This is a genomic window from Streptomyces sp. Mut1, from assembly GCF_030719295.1.
Taxonomy (GTDB): domain Bacteria; phylum Actinomycetota; class Actinomycetes; order Streptomycetales; family Streptomycetaceae; genus Streptomyces; species Streptomyces castrisilvae.
Genome location: NZ_CP120997.1, coordinates 1,221,581 through 1,238,168 on the forward strand (window position 1 = coordinate 1,221,581; position 16,588 = coordinate 1,238,168).

At 72.7% G+C, this 16,588-nt stretch carries 15 protein-coding genes; 9 read left to right on the top strand and 6 right to left on the bottom strand.

Annotated elements, in window-relative coordinates; translation table 11 throughout:
- The first annotated feature begins 9 nt into the window (after positions 1-9).
- A complete protein-coding gene (locus tag P8A18_RS05035; RefSeq protein WP_306052093.1) occupies positions 10-774 on the top strand; it encodes a gamma-glutamyl-gamma-aminobutyrate hydrolase family protein in 765 nt (254 codons plus the stop codon).
- Here P8A18_RS05035 and P8A18_RS05040 read toward each other — a convergent pair.
- Together P8A18_RS05040 and P8A18_RS05045 are read right to left on the bottom strand one after the other, a co-directional pair.
- The gene (locus P8A18_RS05040) at positions 742-1,713 is read right to left on the bottom strand and encodes a phosphotransferase (RefSeq protein ID WP_306052095.1); all 972 of its coding nucleotides are present in this window, start codon (positions 1,711-1,713) and stop codon (positions 742-744) included. The two genes, P8A18_RS05035 and P8A18_RS05040, sit on opposite strands and share 33 nt — an antisense overlap.
- Before the next feature lie 99 nt (positions 1,714-1,812).
- The gene (locus P8A18_RS05045) at positions 1,813-2,751 is read right to left on the bottom strand and encodes a LysR family transcriptional regulator (protein WP_306052097.1); all 939 of its coding nucleotides are present in this window, start codon (positions 2,749-2,751) and stop codon (positions 1,813-1,815) included.
- 70 nt (positions 2,752-2,821) lie between these two features.
- Between P8A18_RS05045 and P8A18_RS05050 the strand changes: the two genes are divergently transcribed.
- Positions 2,822-3,970: a TDT family transporter gene (locus P8A18_RS05050; protein ID WP_306052099.1), complete on the top strand. Its 1,149-nt coding sequence runs from the start codon at positions 2,822-2,824 to the stop codon at positions 3,968-3,970.
- 33 nt (positions 3,971-4,003) lie between these two features.
- Here P8A18_RS05050 and P8A18_RS05055 read toward each other — a convergent pair whose 3' ends face one another.
- From P8A18_RS05055 to P8A18_RS05065, 3 genes are all read right to left on the bottom strand, one after another.
- The gene (locus tag P8A18_RS05055; protein WP_018556176.1) at positions 4,004-4,549 is read right to left on the bottom strand and encodes a helix-turn-helix transcriptional regulator; all 546 of its coding nucleotides are present in this window, start codon (positions 4,547-4,549) and stop codon (positions 4,004-4,006) included.
- 170 nt (positions 4,550-4,719) lie between these two features.
- Positions 4,720-7,356, bottom strand: coding sequence for an ABC transporter permease/substrate binding protein (locus tag P8A18_RS05060; protein WP_306052101.1), 2,637 nt, complete (start codon positions 7,354-7,356; stop codon positions 4,720-4,722).
- Positions 7,349-8,413, bottom strand: a complete 1,065-nt coding sequence (locus tag P8A18_RS05065) for a quaternary amine ABC transporter ATP-binding protein (protein ID WP_306052103.1) — start codon at positions 8,411-8,413, stop codon at positions 7,349-7,351. Before P8A18_RS05065 ends, P8A18_RS05060 begins: the two co-directional genes overlap by 8 nt.
- A gap of 318 nt (positions 8,414-8,731) precedes the next feature.
- Here P8A18_RS05065 and P8A18_RS05070 point away from each other — a divergent pair, with 318 nt between their 5' ends.
- Together P8A18_RS05070 and P8A18_RS05075 are read left to right on the top strand one after the other, a co-directional pair.
- Positions 8,732-9,640, top strand: a complete 909-nt coding sequence (locus tag P8A18_RS05070; protein ID WP_306060675.1) for a 5'-3' exonuclease — start codon at positions 8,732-8,734, stop codon at positions 9,638-9,640.
- Positions 9,641-9,718: 78 nt separating this feature from the next.
- Entirely contained in the window at positions 9,719-10,561 is an 843-nt protein-coding gene (locus P8A18_RS05075; protein WP_306052105.1) for a siderophore-interacting protein, read from the top strand.
- Between the two features lie 63 nt (positions 10,562-10,624).
- On the opposite strand, the gene P8A18_RS05080 is transcribed toward P8A18_RS05075, so the two are convergent.
- Positions 10,625-11,278 carry a MerR family transcriptional regulator gene (locus P8A18_RS05080; protein WP_306052107.1) on the bottom strand — a complete coding sequence of 218 codons (654 nt, stop codon included), beginning with the start codon at positions 11,276-11,278 and terminating at the stop codon, positions 10,625-10,627.
- Positions 11,279-11,444: 166 nt separating this feature from the next.
- Here P8A18_RS05080 and P8A18_RS05085 point away from each other — a divergent pair, with 166 nt between their 5' ends.
- From P8A18_RS05085 to P8A18_RS05105, 5 genes are all read left to right on the top strand, one after another.
- On the top strand, positions 11,445-12,383 hold the full coding sequence (locus P8A18_RS05085) for a hypothetical protein (protein ID WP_306052109.1): 939 nt from the start codon (positions 11,445-11,447) through the stop codon (positions 12,381-12,383).
- A gap of 189 nt (positions 12,384-12,572) precedes the next feature.
- On the top strand, positions 12,573-13,157 hold the full coding sequence (locus P8A18_RS05090; protein WP_306052110.1) for a sigma-70 family RNA polymerase sigma factor: 585 nt from the start codon (positions 12,573-12,575) through the stop codon (positions 13,155-13,157).
- On the top strand, positions 13,154-13,918 hold the full coding sequence (locus tag P8A18_RS05095; RefSeq protein ID WP_306052112.1) for an anti-sigma factor: 765 nt from the start codon (positions 13,154-13,156) through the stop codon (positions 13,916-13,918). The genes P8A18_RS05090 and P8A18_RS05095 overlap by 4 nt, the downstream gene beginning before the upstream one ends.
- Before the next feature lie 135 nt (positions 13,919-14,053).
- On the top strand, positions 14,054-15,664 hold the full coding sequence (locus P8A18_RS05100) for a molybdopterin-dependent oxidoreductase (RefSeq protein ID WP_371933640.1): 1,611 nt from the start codon (positions 14,054-14,056) through the stop codon (positions 15,662-15,664).
- 109 nt (positions 15,665-15,773) lie between these two features.
- Positions 15,774-16,427, top strand: a complete 654-nt coding sequence (locus P8A18_RS05105; protein ID WP_306052114.1) for a fasciclin domain-containing protein — start codon at positions 15,774-15,776, stop codon at positions 16,425-16,427.
- Positions 16,428-16,588 lie beyond the last annotated feature (161 nt).

The window sequence follows — 16,588 nt, forward strand, 5'->3', positions numbered from 1 at the left end:
AGGAGTCCGGTGAACCGTCCGCTGATCGGGATCAGCACCTATCTGGAGACTTCGGTGCGCTGGGGCGTGTGGGACCTGCCCGCCGCGCTGCTGCCCGCCGGGTACGCGCGGATGGTGCGGGAGGCGGGCGGTCTGGCCGCGCTGCTCCCGCCGGACTCGCCGGACGCCGCGGCGGAGGCGGTGGCGCGGCTCGACGCGGTGGTGGTGGCGGGCGGGCCGGATGTGGAGCCCGCGCGGTACGGGGCCGGGCGCGATCCGCGGACCGGGCCGCCGGCGCCGGAGCGTGACGCCTGGGAGGCGGCGCTGATCGGTGCGGCGCTGGACGCCGGGACGCCGTTGCTGGGGATCTGCCGGGGGATGCAGTTGCTGAACGTGGTGTGCGGCGGCACCCTGACACAGCATCTGGACGGGCACGCGGGCCCCGACGGGGCGACGGGCGTGTTCGGTTCGCATCCGGTGACTCCGGTGCCGGGCACCCGGTACGCGTCGCTGGTGCCGGACGTGTGTGCCGTCCCCGCGTACCACCACCAGGCCGTCGACCGGATCGGCACCGGCCTGGTGGTCTCGGCGTACGCGGCGGACGGCACGGTGGAGGCGGTGGAACTGCCGGGTTCCCGCTGGGTCCTGGGGGTGCAGTGGCATCCGGAGGCGGGCGACGACCTCCGCGTGCTGCGGGGGCTGGTGGACGCCGCGACGAGGGCGGTGGACACCGCGACGGGGGCGGGGGCTCCCGCGACGGAGCTACCCGGCCCGCTCGCCCAGCCGTCGGCGTAGCCAGTCCAGGGCGGCGGCGCCCTGGGCCGCCTGGAAGGCCCGGAGCGTCGGCAGGCCCGGCGGGGCGGGGCGCAGCGCGTGCTGCGCGAAGTAACCGGCCATGGCGGCGAGTACGGCGGTGACCGCGCCGGGGTCCGCGTCCCGGCCGAGCGGGTGGGCGGTGAACAGGGCCTCCGGGTCCGGGGCCTGCCCGGAGGCGAAGCCCTGGGCCGCCACGCAGGGGAGCATCGCCAGCAGGTCGAACCAGGGCCGGGCGCGCACCGCGTGCGGCCAGTCGACGAAGACGACCCGGTCCTCGGTGAGCAGGATGTTGTCGGCGCGCAGGTCGCCGTGGACGAGGGTGTCCCCTTCGGCGGCCCGTGCCCAGCCCGACTCCAGTTCCGCCAGGACGCCGAGCCGGCGGGCCGCCCACGGGTCCAGGCCCGTCGTGTCGCCCGCGGCGCACAGGGTCCGCCAGCCGGTGAACATCGTGGACTTGCCCCCGTCGGCGACCGGCGCCCCGGCCGGGGCGGGGGTGAGGACGCCGGCCAGATCCTGGAGGGCCTCAAGGACCCGGTCCAGCTCGTTGCGGCTCCAGGGGACGCGGGGCTGGCGGCCCTCGATGTCCTGGAGCACGAGCGCGACGCAGGTGCCGTCGTCGTACGAGCCGAGCAGCCGGGGCACCGGGGCGTGCGCCGGCAGGGCCGCCGTGAGGCGGATCTCGGCACGGTGCATGTCCGGGCTGTCGGCGTTCACGTCGGCGCTCACGGCCTTGACGAAGGCCCGGCCGCCGTTCGCGAGCCGGACCCGGGCGGCGACCCCGGGCGAGAAGCCGCCGTGCTGGGTGCGGGCCTCCACGACGGGCGCGCCGAGGATGTCCTCGACGCCGCGGCGGACGGCGGCGGGCAGGTCGGCCCAGTGGTGGCGGACGCCCCGGGCGGGCGGTGCGGTGGCGGTCATCGGCCCATTCTTCTCGTCGGGCCGCCCGGCGGGCCACCGGTTTGGGGCCGGTCCGGCGGATGTTCGCGGGCTGCTCCGCGAAGATCCGCCGGTCCGGCCCTAAGCCATGCCCCCGGAGGGTTCCGACCGGGTCAGCGAGAGCAGGTCGCGGGCCGGGCCCGTGGGCCGGTGGCCCGCCGGCCACACCGCGCGCAGCTGGCGCCGCAGCCGGACCCCGGCGATGGGGACCTTGACCAGGCGGCGGGCCGACAGCTCCTCGCCGAGCGCGAGTTCGCTCAGGACGCAGGGGCCCGCGCCGCTCTCCGCCGCGCCCTTCACGGAGGTGGTCGACGACAGCTCCAGGAGCGGCGGGGCGAGCGGGCCGTGCGCGGCGAGCGCGGCGTCCAGGACCTGGCGGGTGCCGGAGCCGTGTTCGCGCAGGATCAGCGGGGTCGCGGCCAGTTCGCGCGGGGTCAGCGGGGTGCGGCGGCGGGCCCAGGCGTGCGAGGGGGCGACCACGACGACCAGGCGGTCGTGGGCGATGACGGTGCCGTCGAGCCCTTCCGGGACGGACAGGCCCTCGACGAAGCCGAGGTCGGCGTCACCGGTCAGCAGCCGCTCGGCGACCACCGCGGAGTTCCCGGCGAGCAGCGAGACCGCGGTGCCGGGCCGTTCGGCGCGCAGGGCGATCAGCCAGCCCGGCAGCAGGTATTCGGCGATGGTCATGGACGCGGCGACCCGCAGCCGGGAGTCACGGCGGTCCCGCAGCGCCTGGGCGCCCGCGTCGAACGCCTCGGCGGACTCCACGACCCGGCGCGCCCAGTCGGTGACCAGCGCGCCCGAGTCGGTGAGCCGGGAGCCCCGGGGCGAGCGGTCGAGCAGGGCGAGGCCGAGCTGCCGTTCCATGGAACGGATGCGGCTGCTGGCGGCGGGCTGGGTGATGCCGACATCGCGGGCGGCCCGGCCGAGGCTGCCGTGCCGGGCGACGGCGAGGAGCAGCTCCAGCGCGCCGAGGTCGGGCACCCGGTGGGACAGGGGGGCGGACGGTTCGCTGGTCATAAGCCCACCTTATGACCTCATAGAGCAGCACTCCCTGGTGGGGCCCTGCCCGGCCCCGGAGAATCGTGGCATGGCCATCTTTCCGCAGACCCGCACATATACCCCGCACGCCGGCACGGACCGGCGGCCCACGCTGCGGCACTTCGGCCCCAACTGGTACGCGACGGTCATGGGCACCTCGATCGTGGCGAGCGCGGGCGTCGCGCTGCCCGTGCACGTCCCCGGACTGCGGGGTGCCTGCACGGCGGTGTGGCTGCTCTCCGCGCTGCTGCTCGCCGCCGTGCTGACGGCGCGCGCCGGGCACTGGGCGGCCCACCGCGACCAGGCGCGCGCCCACCTCCTGGACCCGGCCGTCGCGCCGTTCTACGGCTGCCTCTCGATGGCGCTGCTGGCCGTCGGGGGCTCCGGCATGGTCGTGGGCAAGGACGTCATCGGCCATCCGGCGGCGCTCGCGCTGAACGTGGTCCTGTACACGGCGGGCACGCTGACCGGACTGGCCGCCGCGGTGGCGGTCCCGTACCTGATGATCGTGCGCCACCGGCCGGAGCCGGGCACGGCGTCCCCGGTGTGGCTGCTGCCGGTGGTGGCCCCGATGGTGTCGGCCGCGCTCGGCCCGCTGCTGGTGCCGGAACTGCCCGCGGGCCAGGGCCGGGAGGCGCTGCTGCTGGGCTGCTACGCGATGTTCGGGCTGAGCCTGCTGGCGACCCTGGTGATGCTGCCGCTCGTCTTCGGCCGGCTGGTGCACCGCGGCCCGCTGCCGCTCGCGCTGACTCCGACCCTGTTCCTGGTGCTCGGTCCGCTGGGCCAGTCGACGACGGCGGTCAACGCGCTGGCCGATGTGGCGCCGGACGCGGTCCCGGGGGCGTACGCCTCCGCGCTGGGGGCGTTCGCCGTGCTGTACGGGGTGCCGGTGATGGGGTTCGCCCTGCTGTGGCTGGCCCTGGCCGTCGCCCTGGTGGTCCGGGCCGTGCGGGGCGGGATGACGTTCTCGATGACGTGGTGGGGCTTCACGTTCCCCGTCGGTACGTGTGTGACGGGCGCCGCCGGTCTGGCCCGGCACACCGGGCTGAGCGCGTACACCTGGCTGGCGGTCGCGCTGTACGTGCTGCTGGTGTCGGCCTGGGCGGTGGCCGGGGTGCGCACGGTGCGCGGACTGGTCAGCGGGGCGCTGCTCGCGGCGCCCAAGGGGGCCGCCGCGGTGGCGGCCCGTACCGCCTGAGGAAGCCTGCCGGCCTCCGGCCCCCGGGCGCGGTCAGCGCCGGGGGTCGGACGTGGCGTCGATGTGTTCGGCGACCGCGACGCACAGCAGCCGGGTGCCGGGGAGGGTGGCCCGCCAGCGGTGGCGCACCCCGCCGGACAGGAACAGCGTGTCGCCCTGGACCAGCCGGTAGGCCTGGCCCTCGGCCTCCACCTCGGCGGCGCCCTCCGCGACGTACATCACCTCGTCGTTGCGGTGCTGGAACTCGCGCCCGAGGTCGAGTTCCCCGGTGAACTCCAGCGCGCTGAGCTGGTGGCGTCCGCGCACCACGCGGTGCACCCCGTCCTCCGGCACGCCGCGCACGACGTCGACCGCGCGGGCGGAGTCCGCGGCGGCGCGCAGCCGTGCGGGGGTGGTCTCCAGCGCTTCGGCGACCCGGTCCAGGGACCGGGCGCTGGGTCTGGCGCGTTCGTTCTCGATCTGGCTGAGGAACGGTACGGACAGACCGCTGCGCGAGGCGACCGCGGCCAGGGTGAGTCCCAGGGATCTGCGCTGTCGGCGGACGGCGGCGCCCACCCGGAGTGTTTCCTTCTCGTCCATGTCCGGCTCCCTCCCGACTGGCCATCCTTCCGGTTGTGGGCGCCTCGCGCACACCGTTACGCCAGGTCGGCCCGGAAAGTGACCTCTTCGGAACGCCGGAAGGGGTGGGTCCCGCCGTCGGCGGGACCCACCCCTTCATGTGCCGCGGCCCCGGTGGGGGCCGGTCGCGGCTACGACTGGGGAGCCATCTTGTCCGCGATGCCCGGGTTCTTCTCCATCCAGGCCTTCACGGCTTCCTCCTCGTGTCCGGTACCGAGCTTCTGGATCTGGTTCTCCAGACCGGCGAGCTGGTCCTCGCTGAGCTTGAAGTCCTTGAACCACTTCGTCAGCTGCGGGTAGTTCTCCGGGAACTCCTTGGAGGCGATGGTGTGCAGCCGGTCGCCGTCGCCGAAGGCCTTCTCGGGGTCCTGGAGCTTGGTCATCTTGTACTCGCTGTACGCCCAGTGCGGGGTCCACAGCAGGACGGCGATGGGCTCCTTCTTGGCGTACGCCCGCTTCAGCTCGGAGAGCATGCCGGGCGTCGAGGCGTCGACGACCTTGTACTCGTCGTCCAGGCCGTAGGCCGGGAGCACGTTCTTCTTGAGGTTCTCCATCGTGGCCGTGCCGGGCTCGATGCCGACGATGCGGCCCTTGAACTTCGAGCTCTTGCCCTTGAGGTCGGCCAGGGACTTGACGTCCTTGACGTAGTCGGGCACCGCGACCTCGATCGAGGTCGGGCCGTACCAGGAGCCGATGTCCGTCAGCTTGGAGCCGTACTTGTCCCAGTAGTTCTTCTGGGTGAACGGGAGCCAGCCGTCGAACTGCACGTCGATCTGGCCGCGCGACATGGCGGTGTACATCGGACCGACCTCGAACTGCTTGAGGTTGATCTTGTATCCGCGCTCCTCCAGGACGGCCTTCCACAGGTACGTGGCGGCGATGTCCTCCTCCCAGGGGAACCAGGCCATCTCGACCGCGCGGTCGCGCTCGTCCTTGCCGTTCGCGCCCTTGGAGGTGGCGGCCTTCTTGACCGGGGCCAGCGTGTCGGCGACCTCCGGGTTGGCCTTGAGCCAGATACGGACGGCCTCCTGCTCCTTGCCGGAGCCGCTCTTCTGGATCTGCGCCTCAAGGCTGGTGAGCTGGTCCTCGCTCATCTTGAAGTCCTTGAGCCACGTGCCGACCTCGGGGTTGTCCTCGGCGAAGCCCTTACGGGTCAGCGTGTGGATCCCGTCGCCCTTGCCCCAGAGGTCCTTGGGGTCCTTGAGCTTGGTCAGCTCGTACTGGTTGTACGCCCAGTGCGGCGACCACAGCGGAACGACGATCGGTTCCTTCTTGGCGTACGCGCGCTTGAGCTCGGCCAGCATGGACGGCGTGGAGCCGTCGATGACCTTGTACTCCTTGTCCAGGCCGTAGCCGGGCAGGATCTTGTCCTTGAGCAGGCCCATCTCACCGGCGCTCGGCTCGATGCCCACGATCCGGCCCTTGAAGTCGGACGCCTTGCCCTTGAGGTCGTCGAGCGAGTCGACGCCCTTCACGTACGAGGGGACGGCCAGCTCCAGCGAGGTGGGGCCGTACCAGGAGCCCATGTCGTCCAGGCGGTCCTTGTACTTCTTCCAGTACGAGGCGTGGGTCACCGGCAGCCAGGAGTCGGTCTCGAAGTCGATCTGGCCGCTCGCCATGCCCGTGTAGAGCGCGCCGGCCTCGTACTGCTTGACGTCGACCTCGAAGCCGCGCTGCTCCAGCAGTTCCTTCCACAGGAACGTGGAGGCGATGCCCTCGTCCCACGGGATGTAACCCATGCTGATCTTCTTGCCGGCCCCGATGTTCTTCGGGTCCGAGGCGGTCGTGGCGTCGTCGTCCGAGGAACCGAACAGGCCCATGCCGCCGGCGACGAGGGCGAGCGCGACCACACCGGCCACGGCCACGACGGGCTGCGGGCGGTGGTGCCAGATCTTCAGGCCGCCGGCCACCGACTGCGCCTTGGCGAGCGCGCGGCGGGCGAGCGGGGAGACCTCGCGGCCCAGGGCACTGGTCATCCGGTCCAGGTACATGGCCAGGATGACGATGGAGACACCGGCCTCGAAGCCGAGACCGACGTCGACGTTGCCGATGGCGCGGTAGACGGAGCCACCGAGGCCGCCGCCGCCGACCATGCCGGCGATGACCACCATGGACAGGCCCAGCATGATGACCTGGTTGATGCCCGCCATGATCGTGGGCAGGGCCAGCGGCAGCTGCACCCGCAGCAGGGTGTTGCGGGAGGTGGTGCCGAATGCCTCGGCCGCCTCGACGAGCTCGCCGTCGACCTGGCGGATGCCCAGCTCGGTCATCCGGACGCCCGGGGGCAGCGCGAAGATGATGGTGGCGATGATGCCGGGGACGACACCGACGCCGAAGAAGATCACGCCGGGGATCAGGTAGACCATGGCGGGCATGGTCTGCATGAAGTCGAGGACCGGCCGGATCACCGCGCTGACCGTCTTGGAACGGGACGCCCAGATGCCGAGCGGCACGGCCAGCACCAGCGTCACGATCGTCGCGACGAGCACCAGCGTGAGGGTGTCCATCGCTTCGTCCCACAACTCGACGGAGTCGATGAGGGCGAAGCCCACGAACGCGAGGAGACCGGCGAGCAGGCCGCGCAGCCACCAGGCGATGACGGCGACGATGCCGGCGAAGAGCAGGGGCGCGGGGGCGGACAGGACGGCGGCGATGCCGTCGAACATGCCGCTGACCACGGAGCTGATGGCGTCGAAGAGCCAGGACAGGTGGGTCTGGAGCCAGTCGACGGCGGAGTCGACCCAGTCGCCGAGATGAAGCCTAAACACCGGCCACCTTCTTCAGCGTGGTCACGGCGTCCTGGGGCGCCTCGGCGGGGGTCATCGGCTCGCCGAGCACGGCGAGCAGCCGGGCCCGGGGCACGACGCCCACGAGCTTGCCCTTGTCGTCGGTCACGGCGACCGCGACCCCGCTCTGCGAGCAGGGCGTGAACAGCTCGATGATCGGCGTGGACTCCGTGACGGTGGCCGGGGCGGCCCGCAGCACGTCGGCCGGGGTCCGCAGCTCCTTGCCCTCGTCGTCGGGGGTGCCCATGACGGTGTGCGGTTCGGCCATGATGGCGCCCGCGGTCAGCACCCGGGAGCGGTCCACGTCCTGGGTGAAGGAGGCGACGTAGTCGTTGGCCGGGGTGACGAGGATGTCCTCGGCGGTGCCGAGCTGGACTATCTCCCCGTCGCGCATCACGGCGATGCGGTCGCCGAGGCGCATGGCCTCGTTGAGGTCGTGGGTGATGAAGACGATCGTCTTCTTCAGCCGCTTCTGCAGCTCCAGGAGCTGGTCCTGCATGTCGCGGCGGATCAGCGGGTCGAGCGCGCTGAACGACTCGTCCATCAGGAGCAGGTCGGCGTCGGTGGCGAGCGCGCGGGCGAGGCCCACGCGCTGCTGCATGCCGCCGGACAGCTCGTCGGGCCAGGACTTCTCCCAGCCGGCGAGGCCGGTCAGCTCCAGGGCCTCGGCGGCGCGGCGGTGGCGCTCGGCGCGCGGGACGCCCTGCACCTCCAGGCCGTACGCGGCGTTCTCCAGGACGCTCCGGTGGGGGAAGAGCGCGAAGTGCTGGAACACCATGCTGATCTTGGTGGAGCGGACGTGACGGAGCTGGGCGGGGCTCAGCGCGGTCAGATCCTCACCGTCGAAGAGCACCTGGCCGGAAGTGGGCTCCAGCAGGCCGTTGAGCATCCGCAGCAAGGTGGACTTGCCCGAGCCGGACAGACCCATCACGACGAAGATGTGGCCCGGTTCCACGGTGAACGATGCATCGATCACCGCTGCGGTCGTTCCGTCGGCGCGCAGCGCGTCGCGGTCGGTGCCGCTCTTCAGCTTCTGCACGGCTTGATCGGGTCGTCTGCCGAAAACTTTGTACAAGTGCTCGGCTTGCAGCCTGGACACATACACCTCACGCGTTGAACCGAAAACGGTCTGCCACCCCCGCCGGCAGACCGTGGAGCGGCACGGATTCTGTCCGTTTGGCACGTGCAAAAGTTGAAATGCGACGTGGTCCGCTCCGATGGCGCGCCTGCCCGGCCTTACCCGGAGCAAACACAAGAGTGACCCAGATCACATATTCGAACCCCGACTCCGGGAACCGCGTCCGGGGCGGCCGCTGTCGGTGCCGTGCGGCATCATCGGCGTGTGACGCGACGCCTGATGCTCCTCGACACCGCTTCCCTCTATTTCCGCGCCTACTTCGGCGTACCCGATTCGGTGCGCGCGCCGGACGGGACCCCGGTCAACGCCGTGCGCGGGCTGCTGGACTTCATCGGCCGGCTCGTGCGGGACCACCGGCCCGACGACCTCGTCGCCTGCTGGGACGCGGACTGGCGGCCGCAGTGGCGGGTGGACCTGATCCCCTCGTACAAGGCGCACCGTGTGGCGGTTCGGACCGGGGCCGGCGTGCCCGACGAGGAGGAGACGCCCGACACGCTGGCGCCGCAGGTGCCGGTCATCGCGGAGGTCCTGGACACCCTCGGCATCGCCCGGGTCGGGGTCGCGGGGTACGAGGCGGACGACGTGATCGGCACGCTGACGGGCCGGGCGGCCGGGCCGGTCGACATCGTGACCGGCGACCGGGACCTCTACCAGCTGGTGGACGACGCCCGGCGGGTGCGGGTCCTCTACCCGCTCAAGGGGGTCGGCACGCTCCAGGTGACGGACGAGGCATGGCTGCGCGAGAAGTACGGGGTGGACGGTCCGGGCTACGTGGACCTGGCGCTGCTGCGCGGCGACCCGAGCGACGGGCTGCCCGGAGTGCCCGGCATCGGTGAGAAGACGGCGGCGAAGCTGCTGGACGCCTTCGGCGACCTGGCCGGGATCATGGCCGCGGTGGACGATCCGGCGGCCGGGCTGACGCCCTCGCAGCGCAAGCGGCTGGACGAGGCCCGCGCCTACGTGGCCGTCGCGCCGAAGGTGGTGCGGGTCGCGGGTGACGTGCCGCTGCCGGACTTCGACCCGGCGCTGCCGGCCGGGCCGCGCGACCCGGCCGCACTCGACGTTCTCGCGGCCCGGTGGGGGCTGGGCGGAGCGCTTCAGCGCCTGCTCGCCGTACTGCACCCCTGAGGTGTTAAGTTAGGTAACCCTAAGATCGATGTCCGTATCGGTCGACGGCCCCATTTCCGGCAGCAGGGAGCAAACCTCGTGGCAGAACGACCGGAGCGGCGGGCACCCAGGGCTCAGGGGGCGCAGGTTCTGCGCACCGAGCAGGTCACCCCGCACATGATCCGGGTGGTGCTCGGCGGTGACGGTCTCGCGGACTTCACGCTCTCGGGCTTCACCGACCACTACGTCAAACTGTGCTTCGCCCCCGAGGGCGCGGACTACGCCCACCCCTTCGACATGGCCCGCATCCGCGAGGAGTACCCCCGCGAGCTGTGGCCCACCACCCGTACGTACACGGTCCGTTCCTGGGACGCCGCCGCCCGCGAGCTGGCGATCGACTTCGTGGTGCACGGCGACGAGGGCCTCGCGGGCCCGTGGGCGGCGCGCGCCGAGCCCGGTGACCAGGTGACGTTCCTGGGCCCCGGCGGCGGTTACGCCCCCGACGCGTCGGCCGGCTGGCACCTGCTGGTGGGCGACGAGAGCGCGCTGCCGGCCGTCGCCGCCGCGCTGGAGCAGATGCCGGCGGGTGCGGTGGTCCGCGCGTTCGTCGAGGTGGAGGACGCGACGGAGGAGCAGAAGGTCGCCACGCCCGACGGCGTCGAGGTCACCTGGCTGCACCGCGCGGGCCGACCGTTCGGCGAGGGGCTCACCGCGGCGGTGAAGGGGCTGGAGTTCCCGCCCGGCGATGTGCAGGCGTTCGTCCACGGCGAGGCCGGCTTCGTCAAGGAGATCCGCCGCCACCTGCGTCTGGAGCGCGGGATCCCCGTGTCGCAGCTGTCGATCTCCGGCTACTGGCGGCTCGGCAAGGACGACGACGCCTGGCGCTCCGTCAAGCGTGAGTGGAACGAGCAGGTGGAGCGCGAGCAGGAGGGCGCCGCGTAGCGCCCCGCGTACGTACCACCGCCTGTGCCCCGGCCCCTCGGACCGGGGCACAGGCGTGCCGCCTCAGGCCCCGGCCTCTTCCGGCTCCGCCCCTCCCCCGTCCTCGTAGACGCGCGCGGACGCCTCCGCCTGGGCGAGCCGTCGCAGCGCGCCGAACATCGCTTCGCCGAGGACGGTGCCGACGACCACTCTCTCGACCAGGTCCTCCCGCGCCGCCTCGCGGCTGACGTAGGCGAGGTCGGTGAGCGCGACCTGTTCGGCCGCTGCCGCGTAGTCGTCGAGCAGGTCGATGAAGGCGCCGTGCCCGGCCCGGCGCAGCGCCACCAGCACCTCGGCCAGGGCCTCCGAACCCGCGCTCCCGGTTCCGGCACGCCACCCCCTGCGCTTCAGCAGGGCCAGCACCTCCTCGCGGGCGCCCCGCAGTTCGGGATCGGAGTCGTCGCGGGGTGACGAAGTGAGGCGCTTCGCCGCGATCCCCAGAATGTCGTGCACCGGCTGGTCCGGGTCCTCCATGGCCCGCAGCACATCTCCGATGGCCGACAGCGAGAGCCCGCCGACGTCCAGCAGGGCGCGGATCAGCCGCAGCCTGCGCTCGTGCCCGGCGTCGTAACTCGCCTGATTGGGGCTCGTCAGCTGTCCGGCGGGCAGCAGTCCCTCCCGTACGTAGAACTTGATCGTCGGTACCGGCACCCCGGACCTGCGGCTCAACTCACCCATGCGCACCGCGCGTTCGCTCCTTCCGATTGCCAACTCCGCCCTCAGCATGGATAGTACCCCTACCGATAGTGGAGAGCGCCGCTATCCATACTTTCGAACCTCTCAAGGGGGACCCATGCCGCAATGGCGCACCTGGCACCGACCGTTAGTCCTCTTCGCGGCCGCGATGGCCGTCATGACCGTCGTCTCGGGCGTGGGCCTGCTGGCCGACGACCGGATCCTGGCGGGCGCGGCGATCTGGGCCAAGCCCTTCAAGTTCGCGATCTCCTTCGTGGTCTACGCCCTCGGCCTCGCCTGGATGCTGACGCTGGTCACCCGGGGCCGGCGCGTCGGCTGGTGGGCCGGGACCGTGGTCGCGCTGACCGGCCTGGCCGAGGTGGTGATCATCACCGGGCAGGTGGTGCGGGGGAAGCGGAGCCACTTCAACGTGGCCACACATCTCGACGCCCTGCTGTTCCGGGTGATGGGGGTGACCGTGGCCCTCCTGTGGGCCGCGATGCTCGTCATCGCGATCCTGCTGCTGCGCGCCCGGATCGCCGACCGCGCGTCCGCCGCGGCGATCCGGGCGGGCGTTCTCCTGGCCCTCGCCGGCGCGGGCCTCGGCTTCCTGATGACCCTGCCGACGCCCGAACAACGGGCAGCCGACCGGCTCGGCACGGCGGACGTGATCGGCGCGCACACGGTCGGCGTCCCGGACGGCGGGCCTTCGATGCCGCTCACCGGCTGGTCCACGACCGGAGGCGATCTGCGTATCCCGCACTTCGTGGGGATGCACGCGCTCCAGGTCCTCCCGCTGTTCCTGCTCGTCCTCGCCGCCCTGGCGCCCCACGTGCCCCGGCTGCGGGAACCGCGGGTGCGGCTGCGCCTGGTGCTGGTGGCGTCCGGCGCGTACGCGGCGCTCATCGCCCTGGTCCTGTGGCAGGCGCTGCGCGGCCAGCCCCTCATCCACCCGGACGGCGCGACCCTCGTCTGCGCCGTGCTGATCGCCCTGTCCACCGCGGCCGGCGCGTACGCGGCGCTGCGGCGCCCGCCCCGGACGGACGCAGCCCGGCCGGAGAGCGGGCTCCCGGACCGGACGGCCGAAGCGGTGCCGTCGGGCCGGTGAACGGGCCGGCCGCCGGACGGACTTCCGGTACGAGCGCAACGTACGGGCCGGCGGCTCCCGCCGGGGTCCGCCGCTCACGGCGTCACGCCGGCCGCGAAGGCGTGGAAGGATTCCCCGCCCCGACCCATCCGCACCGGCACCGGCTCCGAATCACCCCAGGAGAGCGATGACCACCGAAGGGAACCCCGCGTGAAGGAAGCCGTGTACATCACCGGAACGGCCTCGGCGGGGCCCGATCTCCAGGAGTTGATGAGCAGGGTCGCCCGGGGCGACCAGGACGCCTTCGCCCAGGTCTACGACACGGTGAGCGGCCCGGTGCTGGGGCTCGTCCGCAGCGTCCTGCGCGATCCGGCCCAGTCCGAGGAGGTCGCCCAGGAGGTCCTGGTCGAGGTGTGGCGTACGGCGTCGCGCTTCCGGGCCGCCCGGGGCAGCGCCATGAACTGGGTGCTCACCCTGGCCCACCACCGCGCCGTCGACCGCGTCCGCTCGGCGCAGGCGGCCGCCGCCCGCGAGCACAAGGCGGCGCTGCTCGACCGCACGCCGCCCTTCGACAACGTCACCGAACAGGTCGAGAGCCGGCTGGAGCGCGAGCAGGTGCGCCGCTGCATGCTGACCCTCTCCGAACTGCAGCGGGAGTCCGTCACGCTGGCGTACTACCGCGGGCTGACCTACCGCGAGGTGGCCGAACTGCTCGCGGTGCCGCTCGGCACGATCAAGACCCGACTGCGCGACGGACTGATCCGGATGCGCGACTGCCTCGGAGTGAGCGCATGAGTGACGCCGGACTCCACACACTGACGGGCGCCTACGCCCTGCACGCCCTGCCGGCCGCGGAACGCCGCGACTTCGAACGCCACCTCGGCGCCTGCGATGCCTGCTCCGTCGAGGTGCGCGAGCTGACCGAGACCGCGACCCGGCTCGGGCTCGCCGTCACCGCCCCGGTCCCCCGGGACATGCGCGAGCGGGTGCTGCGGGAGATCACGGCGGTACGTCAGGAGCCGCCCGCCGTGGACCGCCGCGACCGTCCGCGCGTCCGGCCGCCCTGGGCGGGCCGGTGGCCCCGGTTCGCACTGGCGGCGAGCCTGGCCGCGGCGGCGGGCTTCGGCGGCATCGCGGTCTGGCAGCACCAGGATGCGCGGGCCGCCCGCCAGGAGGCGGACGCCGCCCGGCAGCAGGGCGCGGCGGTGGCCCGGGTCATCGCCGCCCCCGACGCCCGGTCGTCGGCCGGGACGCTGAAGAACGGCGCGAAGGGCACGGTGGTGGTCTCCCGGAGCCAGGACCGCGCTGTCTTCCTGGCCTCGGGGCTGGGGCAGGCGCCGAGCGGCAAGGTGTACCAGCTGTGGTTCGACGACGGCGGCACGATGCGGCCGGCGGGCCTGATGCGGGCCTCGGGCGCCTCGCCGACGACCTACGCGGCCATGCTCGAAGGACCGGTCGACGGGGCCACGGGCATGGGCGTCACGGTCGAGCCCGCGGGCGGCTCGGCGCAGCCGACCTCCGCCCCGCTGACGATGATGGACCTGCCTTCGGCATGAACGACGGCATGAGCGACGGCATGAGCGACGGCTGGAAGGCACCTCATGGGCTGCCAGCAGACTGCCGGCCGTTCGAAGTCTCATCCGATCGAGTGACAGACCAATCCGCCCGGCCCCCGGCTCCGAATCCAGTCCGTGAGTGAAGATCGGAACGATCCGGAGACCGGGGCCGCCGCGCCCCGGCGGCGCGGCTGGGCACGTGCGGCCTGCGGCGCGCTGAGCGGTGTGATCGCCGGGTTCTGCGCCCTCGCCTTCGCGGAGCTGGTGGCGGCGGTCGTACGTCCCGAGGCGGGGCCGGTCACGGCGGTGGGCGGTGCGGTGATCGACCGCACTCCCCCGGCGCTCAAGGACTTCGCCGTACGGAACTTCGGGACGAACGACAAGCTGGTCCTGGAGCTCGGCATCCTGGCCCTGCTGACGCTGTTCGCCGTGGCGGTCGGGCTGCTGGCGCTGCGGCACCGGCTGCCGGGCGCCGCGGCCGTGCTGGTCTTCGGGGCGGTCGGGGCGGCGGCGGCGATCGGGCGGCCGGAGGGCCGGGTGTCCGACGCCCTGCCGTCCGTGCTCGGCGCCGTGGCCGCTGCGGGGGTGCTGTACCTCCTGGCCGGGCGGCTGTCCCCGGCCACCGCGTCCTCACCCGGCGGAGCCGCGGCCGGTGCGTTCGACCGGCGCGGGTTCGTCATCGCGGCGAGCGCGGCCGCGGCCGCCTCGGCCGGAGCCGGTCTGCTGGGGCGGCAGCTCACCTCCGCCGTGCAGGCCGGGGCCGCCGCCTCCCGGCGGGACCTGGCCCTCCCCGTACCCGACTCGCCGGCCCCGGCCGTACCGGCGGGCGCGGACCTGGGGATCCGGGGACTCGGTCCTTTCGTCACACCGAACAAGGACTTCTACCGCATCGACACGGCCCTGGTCGTACCGCGTCTGGACGCCGGCGAGTGGCGGCTGCGGATTCACGGTACGGGAGTCACCCGGCCGGTGACGCTGAGCTTCCGGGACCTGCTGCGCCGGGAGATCGTCGAGCGCGACATCACCCTGACCTGCGTCTCCAACGAGGTGGGCGGCCCCTACGTGGGCAACGCGCGGTGGATCGGCGTGCGGCTGGCCGATCTGCTGCGGGAGGCCGGGGTCAGACCGCCGTCCGAGGGCGGGCGCGCCGACCAGATCGTGGCGCGCTCGGTGGACGGGATGACGATCGGCACGCCGGTCGAGGACGTCATGGACGGCCGCGACGCCCTGCTCGCCCTCGGCATGAACGGGGAGCCGCTGCCCTTCGAGCACGGCTTCCCGGTCCGGATGGTCGTCCCCGGCCTCTACGGATATGTGTCGGCGTGCAAGTGGATCAAGGACATCGAGCTGACCACGTTCGACGCGTACGACGCCTACTGGGTCAGGCGGTCGTGGTCCCCGCGGGCGCCCATCAAGACCCAGTCCCGCATCGACACCCCCCGCCCCTTCTCCTCCCCGAAGGCCGGCACGGTCCCGGTCGCCGGGGTCGCCTGGGCCCAGCACCGCGGCATCACGCGGGTCGAGGTCCGGGTGGACGACGGCCCGTGGCATCCCGCGCGGCTGGCGGCGCAGGACGGCCGCGACACCTGGCGCCAGTGGGTGTGGGAATGGCCGGCCACTCCCGGCAGCCACACCTTGGAGGTCCGCGCGACGGACCGGACCGGCGCCGTCCAGACCGGCCGGCGCGTCGGGACCGTACCCGACGGGGCGACGGGCCGGCACACGGTGGTGGTCGACGTGACCTGACCGGCGCGCCACGCCACCCCCACGCGCGCGCGGCCGGCCGGGCCCCGCGCTGCCCCATTCGACTACTCGACGCAATCATTCAGTTACGCATTCGAACCAGGAGAACATCATGAAGGTCATCCACGCCCGCCGCGCCGCCGTCGCCCTGTCCGCCGCGGTCGTCCTGCCGCTGGCCCTGACGGCCTGCGGCGGCGATTCCAAGGACAGCGCGTCCGGTTCCACCGCCTCGTCGGCGAAGGCACCGGCGTCCGACTCGCCGTCCGCCGGTGACTCCATGGGCGCGGACAAGCCCTTCGGCCCGGCCTGCGCCTCGGTCCCGAAGACCGGCGCGGGCTCCTTCTCCGGCATGGCCACGGACCCGGTCGCCACCGCGGCCTCGCACAATCCCGCCCTGTCCACCCTGGTCACCGCGGTCAAGAAGGCGGGCCTGGTCGACACGCTGAACAGCGCGCAGAACATCACCGTCTTCGCCCCGACCAACGACGCCTTCGCCAAGATCCCGAAGGCCGACCTCGACAAGCTGCTCGCCGACAAGGCCGCGCTCACCAAGGTCCTCACGTACCACGTGGTGGGCCAGAAGCTGACGCCGGAGCAGCTGGACAAGGGGTCCTTCGAGACCCTGGAGAAGGAGGAGCTGACCACGGCCGGCTCGGGCACGGAGTACACCGTGAACGACGCGTCGAAGGTCGTCTGCGGCAATGTCCCGACCGCCAACGCGACGGTCTACATCGTCGACACGGTGCTCATGCCGCCCGCCGCGTAACAGCTCTCCTCGCGGTGGGCACCCACGCCCACCGCGAGGCCGGCGGCGGCATCGCGGATCCCACGGAGATCCGGTCGCCATAAAACTACACATAAGCCACATATAAGAGCACACTGGTGTGTGCGGGCCTTCCCGCACACAGCGGTTGGCCAGGTCCGCAC

Bases quoted from the DNA above. Each gene is read 5' to 3' on its own strand.
- P8A18_RS05040 (WP_306052095.1), bottom strand. From the start codon at position 1,713: ATGACCGCCACCGCACCGCCCGCCCGGGGCGTCCGCCACCACTGGGCC.
- P8A18_RS05045 (WP_306052097.1), bottom strand. From the start codon at position 2,751: ATGACCAGCGAACCGTCCGCCCCCCTGTCCCACCGGGTGCCCGACCTC.
- P8A18_RS05050 (WP_306052099.1), top strand. From the start codon at position 2,822: ATGGCCATCTTTCCGCAGACCCGCACATATACCCCGCACGCCGGCACG.
- P8A18_RS05055 (WP_018556176.1), bottom strand. From the start codon at position 4,549: ATGGACGAGAAGGAAACACTCCGGGTGGGCGCCGCCGTCCGCCGACAG.
- P8A18_RS05070 (WP_306060675.1), top strand. From the start codon at position 8,732: ATGCTCCTCGACACCGCTTCCCTCTATTTCCGCGCCTACTTCGGCGTA.
- P8A18_RS05080 (WP_306052107.1), bottom strand. From the start codon at position 11,278: ATGGGTGAGTTGAGCCGCAGGTCCGGGGTGCCGGTACCGACGATCAAG.
- P8A18_RS05085 (WP_306052109.1), top strand. From the start codon at position 11,445: ATGGCCGTCATGACCGTCGTCTCGGGCGTGGGCCTGCTGGCCGACGAC.
- P8A18_RS05095 (WP_306052112.1), top strand. From the start codon at position 13,154: ATGAGTGACGCCGGACTCCACACACTGACGGGCGCCTACGCCCTGCAC.
- P8A18_RS05105 (WP_306052114.1), top strand. From the start codon at position 15,774: ATGAAGGTCATCCACGCCCGCCGCGCCGCCGTCGCCCTGTCCGCCGCG.